Source organism: Rectinema subterraneum (genome assembly GCA_009768935.1).
Lineage (GTDB): Bacteria > Spirochaetota > Spirochaetia > Treponematales > Rectinemataceae > Rectinema > Rectinema subterraneum.
On the sequence record WESA01000031.1, the window covers coordinates 16,739 to 36,670 of the forward strand.

General features: G+C 53.9%; 15 protein-coding genes. 8 read left to right on the forward strand and 7 right to left on the reverse strand.

Annotation, left to right across the window (positions count from 1 at the left end; genetic code table 11):
- Positions 1–5: 5 nt before the first annotated feature.
- A complete protein-coding gene (locus GAP13_RS08620) occupies positions 6–2,819 on the reverse strand; it encodes a pullulanase-associated domain-containing protein (RefSeq protein WP_158907925.1) in 2,814 nt (937 codons plus the stop codon).
- A 243-nt stretch (positions 2,820–3,062) separates the two neighbouring features.
- Between GAP13_RS08620 and GAP13_RS08625 the strand changes: the two genes are divergently transcribed.
- Positions 3,063–3,545, forward strand: coding sequence for a heme-degrading domain-containing protein (locus GAP13_RS08625; RefSeq protein WP_158907926.1), 483 nt, complete (start codon positions 3,063–3,065; stop codon positions 3,543–3,545).
- 88 nt (positions 3,546–3,633) lie between these two features.
- Here GAP13_RS08625 and GAP13_RS08630 read toward each other — a convergent pair whose 3' ends face one another.
- The 3 genes from GAP13_RS08630 to GAP13_RS08640 are packed head-to-tail and all read right to left on the reverse strand — an operon-like array spanning position 3,634 to position 4,558.
- The gene (locus GAP13_RS08630) at positions 3,634–3,966 is read right to left on the reverse strand and encodes a nucleotidyltransferase domain-containing protein (RefSeq protein WP_158907927.1); all 333 of its coding nucleotides are present in this window, start codon (positions 3,964–3,966) and stop codon (positions 3,634–3,636) included.
- Positions 3,963–4,385 (reverse strand): nucleotidyltransferase substrate binding protein, encoded by a 423-nt coding sequence (locus tag GAP13_RS08635; protein ID WP_158907928.1) that lies wholly within the window; start codon positions 4,383–4,385, stop codon positions 3,963–3,965. Before GAP13_RS08635 ends, GAP13_RS08630 begins: the two co-directional genes overlap by 4 nt.
- 2 nt (positions 4,386–4,387) lie before the next feature.
- Complete coding sequence (locus GAP13_RS08640; protein WP_158907929.1) at positions 4,388–4,558, reverse strand: hypothetical protein; 171 nt, start codon at positions 4,556–4,558, stop codon at positions 4,388–4,390.
- A gap of 403 nt (positions 4,559–4,961) precedes the next feature.
- Between GAP13_RS08640 and GAP13_RS08645 the strand changes: the two genes are divergently transcribed.
- Positions 4,962–5,207 carry a phosphodiester glycosidase family protein gene (locus tag GAP13_RS08645; RefSeq protein ID WP_306769198.1) on the forward strand — a complete coding sequence of 82 codons (246 nt, stop codon included), beginning with the start codon at positions 4,962–4,964 and terminating at the stop codon, positions 5,205–5,207.
- Between the two features lie 11 nt (positions 5,208–5,218).
- Here GAP13_RS08645 and GAP13_RS08650 read toward each other — a convergent pair whose 3' ends face one another.
- Entirely contained in the window at positions 5,219–6,175 is a 957-nt protein-coding gene (locus GAP13_RS08650; RefSeq protein WP_158907931.1) for an HNH endonuclease, read from the reverse strand.
- A gap of 69 nt (positions 6,176–6,244) precedes the next feature.
- Here GAP13_RS08650 and GAP13_RS08655 point away from each other — a divergent pair, with 69 nt between their 5' ends.
- Genes GAP13_RS08655 through GAP13_RS08680 form a run of 6 tightly spaced genes read left to right on the forward strand, consistent with a single transcriptional unit; the run spans position 6,245 to position 18,733 of the window.
- Complete coding sequence (locus GAP13_RS08655; RefSeq protein WP_158907932.1) at positions 6,245–9,355, forward strand: DUF499 family protein; 3,111 nt, start codon at positions 6,245–6,247, stop codon at positions 9,353–9,355.
- Positions 9,352–9,939 (forward strand): DUF3780 domain-containing protein, encoded by a 588-nt coding sequence (locus GAP13_RS08660; protein WP_158907933.1) that lies wholly within the window; start codon positions 9,352–9,354, stop codon positions 9,937–9,939. The genes GAP13_RS08655 and GAP13_RS08660 overlap by 4 nt, the downstream gene beginning before the upstream one ends.
- Positions 9,936–11,603: an ATP-dependent nuclease gene (locus tag GAP13_RS08665; protein ID WP_158907934.1), complete on the forward strand. Its 1,668-nt coding sequence runs from the start codon at positions 9,936–9,938 to the stop codon at positions 11,601–11,603. The genes GAP13_RS08660 and GAP13_RS08665 overlap by 4 nt, the downstream gene beginning before the upstream one ends.
- Positions 11,604–11,616: 13 nt before the next feature.
- Positions 11,617–14,535 carry an anti-phage-associated DUF1156 domain-containing protein gene (locus tag GAP13_RS08670; RefSeq protein ID WP_158907935.1) on the forward strand — a complete coding sequence of 973 codons (2,919 nt, stop codon included), beginning with the start codon at positions 11,617–11,619 and terminating at the stop codon, positions 14,533–14,535.
- Between the two features lie 26 nt (positions 14,536–14,561).
- Complete coding sequence (locus GAP13_RS08675) at positions 14,562–16,001, forward strand: RNA/DNA-binding domain-containing protein (RefSeq protein WP_158907936.1); 1,440 nt, start codon at positions 14,562–14,564, stop codon at positions 15,999–16,001.
- The gene (locus GAP13_RS08680) at positions 15,998–18,733 is read left to right on the forward strand and encodes a phospholipase D-like domain-containing anti-phage protein (RefSeq protein ID WP_158907937.1); all 2,736 of its coding nucleotides are present in this window, start codon (positions 15,998–16,000) and stop codon (positions 18,731–18,733) included. The genes GAP13_RS08675 and GAP13_RS08680 overlap by 4 nt, the downstream gene beginning before the upstream one ends.
- 60 nt (positions 18,734–18,793) lie before the next feature.
- Here the strand turns inward: GAP13_RS08680 and GAP13_RS08685 are convergent, their stop codons facing one another.
- Together GAP13_RS08685 and GAP13_RS08690 are read right to left on the reverse strand one after the other, a co-directional pair.
- Positions 18,794–19,270 carry a type 2 periplasmic-binding domain-containing protein gene (locus tag GAP13_RS08685; RefSeq protein ID WP_158907938.1) on the reverse strand — a complete coding sequence of 159 codons (477 nt, stop codon included), beginning with the start codon at positions 19,268–19,270 and terminating at the stop codon, positions 18,794–18,796.
- Positions 19,271–19,557: 287 nt separating this feature from the next.
- Positions 19,558–19,932 (reverse strand): transposase (locus GAP13_RS08690; RefSeq protein ID WP_186338838.1); only part of this gene is annotated, 375 nt, incomplete at its 5' end.

Sequence of the window (19,932 nt, forward strand, 5' to 3'; positions counted from 1 at the left end):
TTTCATTATGGCGTCAAAAGCTTGAGCATAACTGCAGTAAGCGGAGCTACTGTCGCCTTTGTACCTGAAACCTGAATACCGCTCGGCTTCGAGACGCCCTGTGGTGAGGCTTCATCAGCATCTACCAGCACAACTGCCTTAGATAGATCGATGCCTACATCGAAATCGATGCTGGTATCGAAATTTGCATTCACCAACATCGCAAGGGTCGTGCCGCCATAGTTTACCGTCCATCCCATCGAGAGCTGGTCGGCATGCGGTATCTGCTTCATGGCGCTGGAAATAGTCGCGGCATCGCCGATGTGCAATCCCGGCTCGGCTTTACGAATTGCAATGAGCCCTTTTACCCATTCTGCCATCGCTGCATACTCAGACGGCACTGTCCAGGGGAACTGGTTGATGTCATCAGATGCGTCATAGCTGTTGTGCACATACTCGCCGATTACCTCGCTTGTCGAATTGAGCTTGGGCTTACTCCTGCCTCGCTCACAGCCTCCATGCAGAAAAGCAATTGGCTGCCCGGTCAGAACAAAGAAATTCGCCAGCTTAGCGCGCGCAGCAATTTCGGCTCTTTCTTCGGGATATTTCGGCGAAAGCCCTACATTGAAAGCAATATTGTCAGCAAGCGTAAGGTTGTCATGAGCAGACACATAATTCATCGAATCGCCCGGATCATCAGCCTTGTAATAGAGCATCGGCCTACCGGCAAGATTGTTGAAAACCAGCGATGTATTCACTGGACGGCCAGTCACAAGGCCTTTTGTTCTGTCATTCAGCCCACCACCCTTCAAAATGTCGCGGAATTCATCGTTGAATACCGAAACCTCATTGGTCTGTGTCATGTAGTCCTGGTTCATCACCGTGAGGGCAGGCCCATGATACATCTTCCATCCTTCGCCTTCAAAAAGAATATCTTCTTTACCCGGTATCGCAGAAATAGCTGCGCGCGCCTTGAGAAGAGTATTCACATCAATCAGGCCCATAAGATCGAAACGGAAACCATCCACCTTGTACTCGTCTGCCAGATAATAAAGCGAGTCGCAAATAAGCCTGCTAGCCATCTCACGTTCGGTAGCTACATCATTTCCACAGCCGGAGTTATTTGTCAGATCTCCCTTCGCGTCACGGCGGTAGTAGTAGCCCGGCACAATATCATCAAGAATTGATGGTGTCGCAGTATGGTTATAGACTACATCGAGAATAACACCCATGCCGGCCTTGTGAATTTCCTTTATGAGCGTCTTGAGTTCCCTCATACGCGCGTAGGGGTCTCTAGGATTGCTCGAGAACCAGCCTTCAGGAGTGAAATAGTTGTGAGGATCATAGCCCCAATTGTAATTATTGTTATTCGCCCGCCCTGTCGCTTCGTAAGCGGTTTCGAGCTCATTGTTGTAATAGAAATTGAGTACCGGCATAAGCTGGATATGCGTAACGCCGAGCTCCTTGAGATAGGGTAATTTTTCGACAAACGCAAGAAATGACCCCGGCCGGGCTTTTGTGCCGGCATCGGGAGCGATAGTAAAATCACGTACCGAAATTTCGTAGATAATCGCATCTTCGCGCTTTTCGAGCTGGTAATCAGTGTACCCCTGCCATCCCCCCTCAGGCTGGGCCTTGGATGGATCGACAATAGCACCGCGCCCTGGTCCTTGTCCGGTGAATGCATCCATACTCAACGCATATGGATCGAGAACGATATTTTCCTTATTACCGAAAAACACCGAATATTCATAGAAAAAACCATCCGGATCGACGCTGTCGAAACTCCCCTGCCACACACCAGTGTTTGGATCCTTGGCAAGATCAAGGCTATAATCGGCGGTAGAGGCCAAACTGGTCCTGTAAAGGCGGGCGGTTACGCGGCTTGCAAAGGGGCTCCAAAGGCGAAACTCGACGCTTTTGTGGACAGCATCATAGATGGCGCCCAGCTTGAATCCTTCCGGCGGCACGATGTTGTCTGCCATTGTTGCGGCGAGCCCGGATGTATTTACGGTTGTCGGAGCAAGAAAGGAAGGATGCACCACCTCGATTGGCCTGTCGAGGCGCACCTCTTCGCCAAGGGTCAGTTTTACTCTGCGCGCATAATTGTTCTTGCGATTTGCTGGATCGGCATTGTTCACCGCATCGACAACCGCAATCTCACCGGAACCATCAGCATACCGGACCGAAAAACCACTCGGGCCAGGTTCCAGAGACAGCCCATGCCGCCCGGAAAGGTCGAGGACAATTTCATTCGGTGAGACAAGACGGGCTGCCTCGATGCTGGGCACATAGGGCCCATAATGATATGTCTTCTGATCACCCTGGAACACCACCCACTCATTACCGGCACGCAAATCGATAATGCGATCCTGATCTCCATCCTTCTCCCATGCTGAATCTTTTCGTGGAATAAGACCGAACATACCGCTTGATCCAATCACATTAACTCCAAACGTTGAACCATCTTTCTTGAATCTGAGATATCCGACATTGCCAATCACCTCCAAATTCTTTGTTTTTTCCCATACCAGAGCGCCATCGCCCCCGGGAATCGCCCAAAGCCAGAACCCCCATGGTTCATAATTACCGTCATTTCGGTAGTAATAGATCACAATTTCATCGGCAGCGGGCTTCAGAGCATCGTGGGCCGGCACAATGAATTCCATTTTGGGATTTCCCATATTTTCGATCGTGCCCGGCTCGATTGTCTGATAATTTGCCAGAGGGCTGGACTCCTCGATTTTTGGCTGAAACGCACAGGCAGTCAGTATCAGCGCTCCGATGCCGACTATTATGCATAATCTTGTTTTTTGCTTCCTTATTTCTTGAGTGTTCATCAGCTCCTCCTTATTCCGGAATTCATGCTGCCGCATTGTGCGACAGGCACCGCTGCACTATTATTCTGCTGGTATAAACCGGTTTATCATATATGTCATATCACAGCTGTGAGCTGGATACAAGCGCCAAACGGTTTTATAATCAGTTTTGAGATAGAGAGCCGCTTAATGCAGGCGGGAATACCCGCTTTCTCCGCGAACCTCGATGTGCTATTCAAGAAAGAATTAAGGAGATGAAAAACCATGGTGCCAACGAAAGACATGCTCGACCAGATTGCGAAGGAAGAAGCCGAACTCGTTCTGGACCAATTCATCGAAGAGGATGCATGGGAACTGGGCTACCTCATGGTCGAGGAAGCAAAGAAGCGCCAGGCCAGGATCGCCATCGATATCCGGCGCCCAGGGCAGATCATGTTCCATGCGGCGCTTGCGGGAGCCACTCCTGATAACGATGAATGGATACGCCGCAAATCCAATGTCGTATTCCGTTTCGGAAAAGCATCATTGGCTGTGGGCGTGAGTCTGGCCCTCGCCGAAACCACCATCGAGCAGAAGTCCTTTGTAAGCCCACTGGAATTCAGCCCTCATGGAGGCGCATTTCCCATCCGCGTCCGCGGCTGCGGGCTTGTCGCATGTGCCACTGTGTCCGGCCTGCCCCAGGAGGAAGACCACGCGCTCGTGGTAGCCTGCATAAGAAAATTTAAAGAGAGAAAAACCCCGCGATAGCTTTGCTCGGAGAGATAGAATAAAGCCTCGCCATGATGATTATTTTCCTCACTGAGATATCATATCAAGTCGCTTGCAGAGGAATTCTTTAGAAGTGAGTCGGTTCCGCTGCTCTTTGGTAAAAGACTGCGCCCACTCGCAGAATATGGTCGCGCACATCGGAGTCGCTGATGTCACGGTAGATGGAGATGTCAAAAGTATAGGGCAGTAGCAGGTCATCCAGCTCATCCATAATCTGATACAGCACGTTCATTGTGAGCTCATCGCCGCCCACAAGCGTCAGGTCAATATCGGAACCGTTTCTGTAATTCCCTTTGGCGCGTGAGCCGTATAGGATGGCTTGTTCAACCTGCGGATATTTTTCAAACACGCTGTGGATTTTTTTGATTGTGGTTTCCTTCAAGCCAAAGCGCGCGGTCATTCCCGTTCCTCTTTCAATTCTTGCATTCGGGCATGAAAATCTGAAAACTCGGCAAAGTAGAAATGCAGGATTGCGGAAATAACCTCTGTCGCGGTTTCTTCATTGTAGGTATGCGAAGTCAGGTTGCGGCTTTCAATCATGTTCATCCAGATCTCCCCGTTTTCAATCAAGCCAGTTTTAAAGGCTTCGCGTGTCGCATCTTTTGAGCCATACAGCTTTTTGGTACCGCGCTCCTCCAGAAAATCCTTCAGTGTGTTCCAGGCCATTTCATGCGTATACTCAAAAGTCTGAATCAAGCCCTGTTCTTCGAGCTTTGTAAGTTTGCGCTGTTTCGATAGTTCTACGGCTTCCTGTAATTGGGCAAATGCCTTGCTGAAGTGATTGAACCGTTGTATCCAGCGAACATCCTGTGCGCTCATGCTTAACCTCGCATTGCCTCATTGAAAATCCAAGCCAAATTATACTTCAGGATGAGCAATGGCACTACCCTGAAGATCGCGATTGGTGTGCGAAGCAGTCGTTCTTTGCCGCTTGAATACCGCTCTGCAAGCTCCATCGCCTCGATTTCATCAAGGGCCCGCACGATCGTCATTGCTGAATATCCGAACAGTTTTGCAAGATGGGTTGAGCTTTCAAGCACGTTCTTGATTGCCCTTTCATATAGCTATCTAGGCGCCTGCCTTTTGCAAAAGCGAACACCTGGTGGTATGCTTTCCATGACATACGATCGGGGGTGCTATGCACACTGAATGCAGATCCACACGGGTTTTGTCCGGATATTCGAGACCGGCCATACTTGTGTTAGCTGTTCTGCTTAGCGGCTGTGCCCTTTTTCAGCCGTACAGAAATGTCACTGCATATCCGCCTGATTCGGAGCCCCAATGGCAGGATAAAAACTCCGCAGCCCAGATATGCAGAGCCCATCTTGATTACCCGCCCTTGAGCATTCATGCAGTCAGGGTCGATCTGCAAGCTCAGAATCTGAATATTGCGGTATACCCTTCAGCGCCGAGCGAAGCTACGGAAGAACAAGTGAAAGCGTCGATGGGACCAAAGAGGAAGTTGCCCTCTGGATGCGCTATTTTGGCGCCGATGATGCGATAACCCTTGATGGCGGCGGGTCTTCAGCCATGGCAATTCTAGATGGCACTGTTGTGTTGGAAAACGTTCCTGTCCATGGCACCGTACCTGGCGTTGAGCGTGCGGTAGCCACATGTATCGGGTTTGCTTTGAGGGAGTAGATCGTTTCCCTTCATCCCACCTTAAACGCAATCTCGTTATGCCACTGCAGAAATTCCCTGGATGGCCGGTCCGCCGGATTCTCGGGGAGGTTTGCAAGTTGCTGGCCATGGAAAGCGTAATATATCTTTCCGTTGTTAAAATCTTCCTTGAGCGCCTTGCTGATCTCGATATGGTAATCAGGCGTCACGGTCATATACCCCTCGTCAAAGAGCTTGTGCAGGTCGGCGCGCAAAAGAAGGCCGTTTGAAACCAGGTGCGGCCCATGTTCGGAAAACGGTTTGATATGCGCCGCCTCGAGCACGGGAAGCGTGTGGTCTGCGGTCACTGCACAGGCGCGGCGATATGCTTCAGTTACCATAAAACGGAAAGCGCCCTGTCCCACGCGCACTTTTGCAATGACCTCGCGCCACTGCGGCTCCGGCACCACCACAGAAGCCGTCCCGATTTCCCCGACTGCTTCGCGCTCGAGGAAACGCCGCGCCTCCAGGCGCTGCATCACTTGATCCCACAGCCGGGCGCCGACCGCTTCCTCGGTATCGTAGTATTTCCCCCTTACGATATTGCTGCTCCAGTCCAGGGGCGCATCGATCATCTCTGAATCGTTGAAGAACACCGGGTCGGTCAGGATATTGCAGCCGACTACAAGGCGCCGGGGGTCATACTCGCCACGGATCCCCTGGTAGTGAGCAATCTTTCTGCTGAGAGCTTGCAGAGTCTCGCACCCATTCCGTTCGCCGAATGCCTCCCACACCAGGCCGAGGGGAAATGTCGCAAACGCTGAAAAAAATCCCAGCCCCGCGATCCTGTTGAACGGCGCATGCAACTTGAACAGGAACGGCTCGCTCTTTGCGAGGTTCGCTGGCTTTTTCCCGCTCGGCTGCCAGAAATTGATATCCTCCGGCACCGGCTGTAAGCTCCGCAGGTACCTGAACCAGTCGTTATCGGTCATGGCAAGATAGAAGCGCATTGTTCTTCCTCTTTTAGAAAAGAATACACCTCTTGTGTTCTGCGCGAAAGCATTTAATAATGTGAAATCATGACAATATTCGACAATTGTAAGCCACGACAGTCTGTATTTGATCGCACACGCCGCGATACCGTCCTGAACTTGAGCGATTTTCTTGAAGGCAAACTCGACGAGCAGGCCGCAATGCAGTTCTTTACAGAAAACTTTGTCACTGCGGGCATGAAAATGCTCATCCAGAAGAGCTTTGAGCGCCTTTCTGGCACGCATGACCAGCCATCTGCCTACCTGCTATCACAGGCAATGGGCGGCGGAAAGACCCACAGCATGATCGTGCTTGGGCTTCTTGCACGGTTTCCCTATCTGCGAGCAAAGCTTGGGCATGATTTTCACCTTGGGAGTCGGCCATACAAGGTTATCGGTTTCGATGGACGTGAATCGGATTATCCATATGGCCTGTGGGGTGCGCTGGCGGAACAGATGGGCAAGCGAGAGCTCTTCAATCCTTTGTATTCTCCCCTGCAGGCTCCTGGTGTTACCTCATGGGTGAACTTGCTCAAAGGCGAACCGGTCATCATACTTCTTGACGAGCTTCCGCCCTATTTCAATAACGCGCGCTCAATACAGATTGGCGCATCCAATCTCGCGGAAGTGACTGCCACCGCGCTTTCAAACCTGCTTGTAGCAGCGAACAAGGAAGAGCTGTCCAATGTCGTCATTGTCATTTCGGACCTTTCCTCCACTGCGTATGAAGCAGGAACAGGATTCATCAACCAGGCGCTCGAGAACTTCAGACAAGAGACCCGGCGGAATGTCGTTCCGATCGAGCCTGTCGCCACGCAAGGCGACGAAATTTTCCACATTCTGCGCACCCGCATTTTCGAAAGCCTGCCAGACACTTCTGTTAGAGACGAAGTGGCACGCCACTATGCCCAAGCCGTCGAGAATGCAAAGCAGATGGAGCTGACTGCTGAGTCGCCGGCTTCATTCGCCGCTCTTCTTCGGGAATCCTATCCCTTCCATTACTCGCTCCGCGACCTCTACGGGAGGTTCAAGGCAAATGCCGGTTTCCAGCAAACAAGGGGTCTTCTGCGCCTCATGCGCGCCGTCGTAGCGAATCTCTGGGAATCGGAACGGGCAAAACAGCTCGAGCTCATTCACCCCTATGACATCGACCTCAACGATCAGGAAATTTTCAGCGAATTCTCAACCATCAACCCCAACCTCAACGAGGCGGTGCGCGTGGATATCGCCAACCATGGCACCTCGCACGCCGAAGAACTCGACACCAAGCTTGGAGGCGGAACACAAGCCCAGGATGCCGCCAAGCTCCTATATGTCGCTTCCCTTTCCACCGCCCAGAATCCCGAACTCGGCCTGCGAGACAGCGAGCTCATCGCATGGCTCTGCAGACCTGGCCATGATATCTCGCGCATGCGCACCGATGTTTTAGAACAGCTCCCCGCAAGCGCTTGGTATCTCCATGTATCGAATGATGGCAGATTCTACTTCAAGAATGTCCGCAACCTCGCCGCAACCTTGCATGGGTATGTCGAGTCCTACACCCAGGAAACAAGAATCAAAGAACTGAGAGAATACCTCAAAAGTCTCTTCAAGCCGAATCGCAGCGATGTCTACCAGGACTGCCTTGCCCTGCCAACCTGGGAAGAAGTGCAGCCTGCGCAGGATCGTACCATTCTGGTTATTACCGAGCCTTACCCCATCCATGTATCTGACCAGATTCCCTTGCACCCCGATCTCATACGGCTCTACGAAAATCTCGAATACAAAAACCGCATCATTTTCCTGACCGGTGACCGCGACACCATGAACGAGGTGCTCAAGAACGCCGCACTCCTCAAAGCAATCCGAACCATTCTGGCTGAGCAGGAAACTGAAAAGCTTTCCGAGCGCGATCCCCAGCGCATGGAAGCAAAGAAAAATGAGGACAGGATTCTCATCAATCTCCGAAGCTCCATCCAGCAGACGTACAGCGTTGTGGTTTATCCTTCCTCGGACAAGCTTCGCAAGGAGATCATACGCTTCAACTTTGACTCCAATAACTATGATGGCGAAGCACAGATCCGCGCAGCCCTGCTCAATGCCAGAAAATTCAGCGAGGATACGGGCAACCTCGATTCATGGATTGCAAAAGTCGAGGAACGCCTTTTCGACAATCAGAACCCAGTCCGCTGGAAGGATGTCAAAGCCCGCGCCGCGGGCAAAACCAACTGGCAACTCCATCTGCCCCGGCTTCTCGATGACATCAAGGCACATGCAATAAGAACCGGTAAATGGCGGGAAGAAGGCGAATATGTACGCAAGGGCCCGTTTGCAAAGGAACCTACCAGCGTCAATGTCCAGGTAAAGAGCCGCAACGATGACACAGGCAAAGTGACACTCGATATCCGCCCCGTAGGTGGCACCAAGGTGCTCTATGAGATCGGCGACAGTCGGCCCACTACCGCGAGTGAAGCAGTGCCCAATTATAGCGCCTTCGAGACCGGTGAGCTCAAGCTCACTTTCTTATGTGTCGATGAGAACGATCCCGCTCGCGAAGCGAAACCTGTGGTGTGGAAAAACAGGATCAGCTTGAAAAGTCGCATATTTGAACAGGCTGGCGAGCGATTCATCGAGCTCATCGCCGCACCGAATGCCCCGATTTTCTACACCACCGACGGCTCTGATCCCCGCTCAAAAGGCGCATCTTATGCAGGCGCCTTTCCAATTCCCAAGGGCTGCCGCCTTGTGCAGGCAATTGCCAGAAAGGATGATATCGAGAGCGAACTGCTGAGGCGGGACGTGACCCAAGCCGAGCAGGCATCGGTAGATCCTCTCAAGCCGCTCGTCTGGAAGACAAAACGATTCCAGAACCTGACCACGGCCGACGCCTGGCAGCTCATCACGAGGCTCACCGAGTATGGCGCGCAGGCTAATGGCATCACGATCTACTTCGAGCTTCCTGATACCGGTGGCGAGGAGATCAACTATACCTCTCCTGAAGGCATCCAGAAGAATGGTGAAGCGATTCGCGCCGTCCTCGATCTTGTAGGAAATTTCGCAGGGAATGTGAATATCAGCATGACAGTACAGCGCATCCATTTCTCGCGGGGGCAGGATTTTCTCGACTGGGCCAACAAGGACAGAATCCCCTATGACATCAACAGCGAGGTGCGGCAGTGAAAGCAAAGCTGCCAGGATTCGGCTTTGATCCCGAAAAGCATGCCCATTTTTTTGCGGTTATATTTCCGTCGGCCAGCAAGGGTGAAAGCACAATAAAGGTCATCGAGCATTTCGAATGGCCGGGGGAAGTCCCTGACGACACCACGATTTCCTTTGACAACCGAGACCTCAAGGTGATCATAAAAAGGGAATTTTTTAATGAAGTGGCCGATGCGATCAAGGCGGAATTCAACCGCCGACTCACAGCCCATGGATTGCCAACGGGGCGCTGGCCAGCGCGCGGCGGCACAGCCCTCCTCTCTGCCAGTTTCGGCAAGGAGCTTCTGCTTCTTTTATGGGCTATCGAGGACGCTTCCACAAGCGATATCCAGAACGCAGTCCACAACTGGCTGGGGCTCTCGCCAGAGGAACGCTGGTGGCTCTACACGATGACCAATGCGGCGACCGGCCAGGCTTTGGCTGGACGCAACCGCGGCTGGCGGAAGGCAGTGCGCTTTGCACTCTGCGAGAACCCCGTGTCGGGGGTAATCATCCGCAAGAGACTCGCGCTCGAGCCGAGCTTGTTTGAAGAGGTGGAAGAATGATCAGCCGTATTCAGCTGAGCAATTTCAAGACCTTTGAGGCGCTAGATATTGAAGTGGGCCCTGTTACTTTGCTCATCGGCCCGAACAATACCGGAAAGACGACAGTCCTTCAGGCTCTTACCCTGTGGGACATCGCCCTTCGCAAATGGTGGGAACAAAAAGCGTTAAGCAGCGCCAGGACAAGAACCGGAGTAACCATAAATCGCCAGGACCTCTTCGCCATCCCCATCCCGGAAGCACGGCTGTTATGGTACAATCTCCACACACGCAGCGGGATGACCTCGAATGCCAATGTGTTCATGACCATGCGTCTCGAGGGAATTACCGAAAACAGGCAATGGCATGCAGAGCTGGAATTCTACTACGCCAATCCGGAATCGCTCTACGCCCGGCCCGCCAAAGGCGAAGATGACCCCGACACTTTGGAGCTTGCGTTGAAAGAATCTTTTTCCTACCTGCCGCCCATGTCAGGCCTGTCCTCTTCTGAAGAACGGCTGGAAGAAGGAAGCATAAAGCGGCGCATCGGCGAAGGAAGAACTGCAGAAGTGCTCCGCAATCTGCTCTGGAAGATATACGAAAAAAAAGGAGAAACAAAATGGAAAGACCTGACATCCGCCATTAAAAAGCATTTTGACACCGAGGTTCTGACGCCTGTGTATAATCCAGCCACGAGCCTCATATCCTGCCGCATCAAAGAATCCGGAAAACCCGAGATGGACCTTACCGCAAGCGGCCGCGGCTTCCAGCAAGCCTTGCTTCTCTTCAGCTTCCTGCATTCTCAGCCCTATACGGTGCTCCTGCTCGATGAGCCCGATGCCCATCTGGAAATCCTGAGGCAGAAGAGTCTGTACCTGGCGCTGGCTTCCGAAGTCAAGGCAAAAAATGCCCAGATGCTGATCGCGACCCACTCCGAAGCCATTTTGGATTTGGCCAGCCAGAACGATACCATCATTGCGTTCATAGGCCGACCTCACCAACCGAAACGGCCTGACCAACTGAAAAAGGCCCTCATCGAAATACCGTACAGCGAATACCTTTCGGCAGAGCAAACCGGAACAATATTGTACCTGGAAGGTACAACCGATCTTGAATTCCTCCGGGCTTTTGCAGAGGTTCTGCACCATCCGGTGCGGGAGAAGCTCGAGCGCCCCTGTGTGAAATATCTGAATGGCAATGATGTGGACCGTGCGCGCAGCAATTTCAACGGTCTCAAGGAAGCATTGCCCGACCTCCGAGGCCTCATTCTGACGGATAATCTGCAGAGAACTTTTGAGATGCCTCATGACCTTGTGCACGTGCAATGGAAAAGAAATGAAATTGAATGCTACCTGCCCCTGCCGCATGTGCTGGAGCGATACTTTGCAGGCGCCACCCCCGATTCGCCATCTCTTTTCGAAACGCAGACCATGGGCACACTGAAGCGCATCATTGAAGACCAGACACCGCCAGCCGCCTTGCGAGACATGCAGGACGATTTCTGGAAAGAAACAAAAATATCGGATAAATGGCTCAGTACAGTACTGAAAAAATACTACGCCGAACTCGGTCTTCCCGTGCAGATCAACAAAGGTGATTATTTTCTGTTCGCCCGATATGCCCGCCCCGAAGAGCTGGATAAGGAAATCATCGAAAAATTGGATATTCTGAATGATTTTTTAGCCTGAAGGAACAAAAAGCATGCCCCACATCCCCTTTATTGAAATCCAATTCCCCATTGCCCGCCTTTCGGCGGAAAGCTACAAGGAGCGCAAGGCTGGCTCGGGCCAGACGCTCACCGGCCTTGGCAAGTGGTGGGGCCGCAAGCCCCTCATTCTCGTGCGTGCAAGCCTCCTCGGCCTCCTCATGCCCGCCTCCGGTGATCCCGAGAAGGACCGCCAGATCTACTACAAGATCCTCACCATGGACGAGGACGGCCTCTGGCGCAGAAAAACCAAGACCATGAGCGCCGCCAACATCGCCCAGAGGCTGGAGCCTCGGGAGTACGAGGGCCTCATCGAGCGCAGGGGCGGCACGGCATCCTGGGTGCGCGGCGTCACAAAAGCGGACAAGAACCGGCTCGAGCGCATCGCCTTTGCGCGCCTGCCCTATGAAGAAAAGCTTGCCTATTGCTGCCGGCCTGAAGAGATCGAAGGTCCAAGCCCGGAAGCGTGGATGGACATCAATGCCCACCTCGGCACCAGCGCACACAGCCTGCCTGAGCTGTTCGAGCAGCTGTCGCAGAAGGCCTTCGGCCACCGTGCGCGCGTGGGCGACTGCTTCTGCGGCGGAGGGTCGGTGCCCTTCGAGGCGGCCAGGCTGGGGCTCGAAGCCTATGGCAGCGACCTCAATCCCGTGGCGGTGCTGCTGACCTGGGGAGCGATTAACCTCATCGGGGGCGGCAGGGACGTGCAGGAGGAAGTGCGCCGGGCGCAGGAAGCGGTGTGGCAGAAGGTGGACGAGCAGATTACCGCCTGGGGCATCGAGCACGATGGCCGGGGCAACCGCGCGGATGCCTATCTCTACTGCGTGGAAGCCAGGTGTCCCGCCACGGGCCTCTGGGTACCGCTCGCGCCCAGCTGGGTTATCAGCGAAAAGTACCGCGTGGTGGCAGTTCTGCGTCGCAACGATGCGCGACAGGGCTACGATATCGACATCATTTCGGGCGCAAGCGATGAGCAGATGCGCAGAGCAAAGCTGGGAACGATCAGGGACTCGGAGATGATCGATCCGGAGGACCCGAGCCGCCGCTACTCGATCGCCTCGCTGCGCAGCGACCGACGCGGACCGAATGGCGAGACCATCTACGGGCTCAGACTCTGGGAGAATGAGGACCTGGTACCGCGGCCCGATGACATATTCCAGGAGCGGCTGTATAGCGTGCGCTGGGTGACACCCCAGGGCGAACGGGTATACAAGGCGGTGACCGAGGAGGACCTGGCGCGCGAGCAGAAGGTGCTGGAACTGCTGAAGGAGCGCTTTGCCGAGTGGCAGGAGAAGGGGTATATCCCGTCGAGGAAGATACCAGAAGGAGTAGAAACGAGCCGACTTTTCCGCGAGCGCGGCTGGACGTACTGGCACCATCTGTTCAATCCGAGGCAGCTGCTGGTGCATGGGTTGTTGATGGAGGGGATGGGTGTTCTCAGCAAAAGAAAAATATTACTCGCATCTTCACTTGTTTCAATCGGACGACTCAATAACTGGGATTCAAAATTAATTCAATGGTTAAGTCTCAGGCCTGGAGAAGGTTCTTCTCAAACTTTTTCTAATCAAGCGCTAAACACTTTTTACAATTATCCAATAAGGCCTTTCATTACAACTAAATCAATCATTGATCTGAATCTTGATCCTTCAATAAAAAGATTTGATAAGAACTATCTTATCCACCCCCTCGACGCGCGCGACGTCACCTACACCGCCGACCTCTGGATCACCGACCCGCCCTATGCGGACGCCGTCAACTACCACGAACTGGCGGACTTTTTTCTGGCATGGTACGAAAAGCATCTGCCACGGCTCTTTCCCGACTGGTACGCCGACAGCCGTGCCGCCCTGGCGGTTCGCGGCGCGGACGAAGACTTCAAGAAGAGCATGGTGGAAATCTATGCCAACCTCGCCCGCCACATGCCAGACGATGGGCTTCAGCTCGTCATGTTCACCCATCAGGATGCGGGTGTCTGGGCCGACCTCGGCATGATCCTCTGGGCCGCGGGCCTCAGGGTTACCGCCGCCTGGACCATCGGCACGGAAACCTCGAGCGGCCTCAAGCAGGGCAACTACGTCCAGGGGACGGTGTGCCTCGTGCTGCGCAAGCGCCTCGAACACCGCCGCGCATGGATCGATGAGCTGTATCCGCAGGTGGAGGACGAAGTAAAGCGCCAGCTCGATGCCATGCAGGCCATCGACGACACCCTCCAGCCTCAGTTCGGCGACACGGACTACCAGCTTGCCGCCTATGCGGCCGCGCTCAGGGTACTCACCTCCTACGATTCCATCGAAGGACGGGACATCACGCACGAGCTGTTCCGCACGCGCGCTAAAAACGAAGCGAGCGAATTCGAGCGCATTATCGACCGGGCAGTCAGCATCGCCACCAATTACCGGATACCGCGCGGCATCAGCAGCTTCTCCTGGCGCAATCTTGAAGCTATCGAGCGGCTCTACCTTGCAGGCCTCGAGCTGGAGCGGCATGGAGAACTGCGGCAGGGCGCCTATCAGGAACTTGCCCGGGGCTTTGGTGTCGCCGAGTACAAATTCTTGCTCGGGGACGCGGGGGCCAACCAGGCGCGCTTCAAGACGCCCAGCGAATTAAAACGCCTCTATCTGTCAGCCAGCCAAAATAGCAATGATAAGGGTACCGGAGCCTTCGCAGCCAGCCTTCTTCGCCACCTTCTTTTTGCCATTCATGAGGCCGTCCGCACAGAAAACCCCAGAGAAGGCCTCAACTACCTTAAAGCTGAACGCCTCGACTACTGGAGCCGCCGTGAGGATCTGATCAACCTGCTGGACTACCTGGCGGCCGCCCGGAATCTGAGCGCCTTGACCTATTGGGAAAAAGATGCCGAATCTGCAGGGCTTCTGGCAGGCCTGGTCCGCAACGATTATGTGGGATCGCGATGAACGATGGAGATTAGGGATAGCAAGGCATGAGGGAAGAAAGAATCCGTTCAATCCTTACAGGGGGAGAACATGAGACCGTTGAATTCAAGCAAGCCCTTACTCAGGTACCCGAATCCTTGTACGAGACCATTTGCGCCTTTCTGAACCACAAGGGCGGCGACATTTTGCTTGGCGTTGATGATGATGGACAGGTTATCGGCATTCCGGAAGATAAAGCTGATGCATTTTGTTTGGACATAGCCAATGCTACCAATAACAATACGCTCTTTTCGCCGCCCTATCTGCTGTATCCTCAAAAACTCTTATTTGAAGGCAAATGGATTATCGCCGTTCAGGTTCCGGAAAGTTCCCAGGTCCATCGCTTGCGGAACATGGTATACAGCAGGGGAGCATCCGGCGACTATCGGGTCACGGTACCTGAACACATCGCAAAAATTGTCAACCGCAAACGGACCTTCTATTCCGAAGCCAAAGTATATCCATATCTGCATGTTTCGGATCTGGACGAAAAGACGCTCCAAAAAACCAGGGAGCGCATACGGAACATCCGACCAAACCACCCATGGCTCGATCTATCAACTGAAGATTTTCTGCGAAAAGCCGGGCTGTACTGTCGGGATCTGGAGACCGGCACGGAAGGGCTCTGCCTTGCAGCGGCTCTGCTCTTCGGAAAAGAAGAGACAATCCTCAACATCCTCCCATTTTATAAAATCGATGCCCTGCTGAAACGTTCGAATGTAGACCGCTATGATGACCGCTGCTATGTGCAGTCAAACATCATCGAAGCCTATCTCCAGCTCATGGAATTCATCGAGCGGCATCTGCCGGATCCTTTTTATCTTGAAGGCGATGTACGGATAAGCCTGCGGGACAAGATATTCAGGGAACTCGTCGCGAACCTGCTGGTGCACCGGGAATATACCAAGGCAGATCAGACGCGGATTCTGATATATCAGGATCGGGTGGAGTTTTCCAATCCCTGTATCCCTCACTGGCGGGGAAGGATCGATCCTTCTTCGGTAGTTCCTTTCCAGAAGAATCCCTTGCTGTCCAAGATGTTTCTCCAGCTTGGCTGGGTGGAAGAAATCGGCTCTGGGCTGATGAATGTGATGAAATATCTGCCACTCTACACAAGAAGCGGTCATGCGGAGATTCTGGAATACGAAGACTTCCGAGTCATTGTATATCTGGAGGCTGCCCCGCAAGCTACCCCGCAAGCTACCCCGCAAGCTACCCCGCAAGCTACCCCGCAAGCTCCAAGCGACCGAATTGCCACAATCCTTGAATTCTGCAAGATTCCTCGGAGCAGAGAAGAAATCCAGGATATGCTTGGGCTAAAAGACAGAGAACATTTCCGGAAAGAAATTCTTGAACCCCTCATCATTACAGGAAAACTGGAACTCACCATTCCCGATAAACCAAGAAGCCCTCACCAGAAGTATGTGACCAAAGGATACACTCCATGATCCATCGCTATGTCTTTCAGCGCTCACGTTCCATGCCAGGCAAGCGTTTCCTGGAAGAACGCCTCACAGGAGCAACTGGGTATGACAGGATTGCAGGGTACTTTGACACCTCGCTGTTCGAGCTGGCAGGAGAAGCGCTCGAGCAGGTCCAGGGTAGTATCCGGATCATTTGCAATTCGGACATACGCGCACGGGATGTAGAGGCGGCAGCCGCAGCGGCGCGGGAGCAGGCGCAGAGGCTTTCGTTTTTTAAGCATGATCCCGAGGATCTCGCCAAGGGCGGATCTGACAGGATAGCCCGCCTTGCCCGGCTCTTGTCAGGTCAAGGCACAGCAAAACTGGAAGTCCGCGTCCTTCCGGATGATGTCTTCGGTCTCATCCATGGCAAGGCGGGGGTTATGCGTTACGCGGACGGCAGGCGCACGAGTTTTCTCGGGAGCGCCAACGAGACCTTCGCCGGCTGGGCCCTGAATTACGAACTTGTCTGGGAAGATGACAGTGACGAAGCCTGTGACTGGGTGCAACAGGAGTTTGACCGGCTCTGGAGCCATCCTCTTGCAATGCCGCTCTCCAAGGCTGTGGTACAGGAGGTGGAACGGCTTTCCCGGCGTACAGAAGTCCGGCTGGAAGACTGGAAGAAGAATCCCGATGCAGGCGGCGTCGCCGTAGAATCGCCGGTCTACCGCGAACAGTTCGGCCTCTGGCCGCATCAGAAATACTTTGTCTCGCAGGCCTGGAAAGCCCATCAGGCGCACGGGGCGCGGTTCGTCCTTGCAGACCAGGTCGGCCTCGGAAAGACAGTCCAGCTCGGCATGGTCGCACAGCTCATTGCGCTGTCTTCAGAAAAGCCGGTCCTCGCGCTCCTCCCGAAGACGCTGATGGAACAGTGGCAAGTGGAACTGTGGGATCTTTTGCAGGTGCCGAGCGCACGCTGGAACGGGACCGCTTGGGTGGACGAGGAGAGCCACGAGTATCAACCGAGGGGAAGAGATCCTATACTCGCCTGCCCCCGAAAAATCGGCCTCATATCCCAGGGGCTCATTGTCCACAGCCCGGAATCCCTGCAATGCTTGCTCGAACGCGAATGGTCCTGCGTTATCGTGGACGAGGCGCACCACGCCCGACGAAGAAAGCTCCCCGCCCCGGACGAGCGGGGACCAGCTATCCGCAATCCGGATACCGAATGCAACCGGCTCTATGCGTTCCTCTTCAAGCTTGCCTCGAAGACCGAGAGCATGCTCCTTGCCACCGCAACCCCGGTGCAGTTGCACCCGATCGAAGCCTGGGACCTGCTCTATCTCCTCTCGCAGAACAACCCCCATGTCCTGGGCGATGTCGGAAGCTTCTGGCTCGATCCCGAGAAGGCACTGCCTGTGGTACTGGGCGAAGCGGAATTGCCCCAGGAAGCCGCCGAGATCTGGCCATGGCTTAAAAATCCCTTCCCTCCATCATGGGAGAGTCCTCACGCAAAAAGACTCCGTCTAGATGCCCACATGAGTGAGCGCACCGCAGTCTGCGGGCTATCATTCCACGAACTCCGGCCTGCGGCGAGAACCTGGGCATCAAGCCTGTGCTCCGTCTTCTTCGACCAGCACATGCCCTTTGTCCGCAATATCATACGCCGCACGCGAAGCTACCTTGAATCCACGATCAACCCGGCAACCCGGGAGCCATATCTCACCCTCATCGGCATTGAACTGTTTGGTGAAGATGAGCCAATACCCGTCACCGGCTACCTTGCGAATGCCTACCAGGAAGCTGAGGCCTTCTGCCTCACCCTTTCCCAGCGCATCCGGGCCGCAGGCTTCCTCAAAACTCTCCTCCTGCGCCGTATCGGAAGCTCCATTGAAGCAGGCCGCAGGACCGTTGCGGCAATGCTGGCAAGGAGCCAAGCTCCCCTCACGGAGGATGATGAAGCAAACGAGCCCGAGAATAACGGCCAGGAAGTCCAGACCGAGACACTATCGGCCCTCTACCCGCTCACTGAAAAAGAAACCGAGATACTCCAGCGCTGTGCCTCCTTGCTCGAAGCCTCTGAGGAGGACCCTAAGTGGCAGGTAATTCTCCACTTCCTCAAGGATGAAGGATGGGCTGAAGAAGGCTGCATCCTTTTTTCCCAGTACTATGACACGGCGTACTGGGTAGCCAGACTGCTTTCGACCGCATTCCCGGACCTGCCGATCGGGCTCTATGCCGGTGCGGACAAGTCGATGCTTATCCACCAGGGCCGCGAGCTCCGCAAAGAACGTACCGAGCTCAAGCGCATGGTCAAGGAACATGAACTTTCCATCCTGGTCGGCACGGATGCGGCAAGCGAAGGCCTCAACCTGCAGACTATGGGGACTCTCATCAACATTGACCTGCCGTGGAACCCCACCAAGCTCGAACAACGCAAAGGGCGCATCCAGCGCATCGGCCAGAAACGCGAGTCAGTGAAAATCCTCAATTTGCGGTACAAGGATTCGGTCGAGGACAGGGTGCACCAGGTGCTGGCAGGGCGCCTCCAGGATATTTACAGGCTCTTCGGCCAGATCCCCGATGTCCTCGAGGACGTCTGGATCGATATCGCCCTCGGCGAAGTCGAAAAAGCCAAACAGGAGCTCGACCGCCTGCCCCACCGCAACCCCTTCGATGAACGCTATGGGCGCATAGATAGCGTCGCCGACTGGGAACGCTGTGCGGAAGTCGTCAACCGGATCGAGAAGATTGAGGTCCTGAAGCAGGGGTGGTGAAAGAGAGGAAAACACAAGCTATCGACCTTGAGATCTATATAATCAAGTCAAAATATGCAGCTACTCTTCTGCCCCGTGGACCGCTTTAGCGATTCTTTCGCCAATCTTATTCACTGATTCCACCAGAGACGAATCTGAGGGTAAGTGTCTGGCATTTTGGATCATTTCGAGCTGCGCCTTGAGCCAGGGGCATTTTTCGTTGATTTCTGCGCTTGCATATGTGCTTATACGAACTGGGCTTCCTGCATATTCCGCCACCAGTCGATCAAGATGCTTATCCATAAGCTCAAGCAGCATGCATAGTACCTGGGCAGCCCTCGCAGAATCTATCGCGGAAATAATTCCTATTCCCCACGTTGCATTCCATGACGTAGCAAGAGGAGTTATCGAGAATTCAATGCCATTGTTGCGCCCAGCTTTTACAATCGGAGCAGCCTGTCCACCCCAAGATACCGCCATGGCGACTCTTCCATCAGAAAGCGCCTGAGCAATTTCACTATTGCCGTACGATTTGGTGTCAGGAGGAGCATAACACATAATCTCACAATACATATCACATGCATGCTGCAGCATGGTCTTGAATTGCACTGAGTCCAAAAGTTCTTCCCTGACAAAGTCTCCGCCCATATCCCAATAGTATGGAAGGAAATCGAGCAGCAGCTCACTTGGATGTGATTTTAGCGCAATAGGATATCGGCGAGGTTGCTGCATACAGCAATTCAGCGCAGCATCTTTCTCCAGCTTACGCGCAGCCTCAACCAGCTTCGAAGGGCGGACGTATCCCTTAGCATCCAATATTATGGCTCTTCCGGCATTCCCGTGGGTCAGGTCATGACTTCGGGCAAAAGGGAGAGCCCGCCCAGGTGAGATAAGATGACCATTTTAAAACGTGAGCGGTTACGAAAGCCACACGCGCGTGCTTTCAGTTTCTGAATCGTTGCGTTCACCGCTTCATTCTTGGCATTCGTAGCTCCAAGACGAGCGGCATTCAGAATCCCCCAAAGATACTGTCGGATCATCGCTGCCACCTTGACCACGGGCCCCAGTCGACTACGCGTCATCCAACTGAGAAGCTTCCTCCAGTCTCTCGCGGCCTCTTCATGGCTTTTCGTGCGCAAGAGCTCTGCTGCCGCCTCCTTGATCCGCCAGGCGCGCGCTGTCTTCAGGTTGCTTCTAGCAAGCGAACTGAATGCCGCATC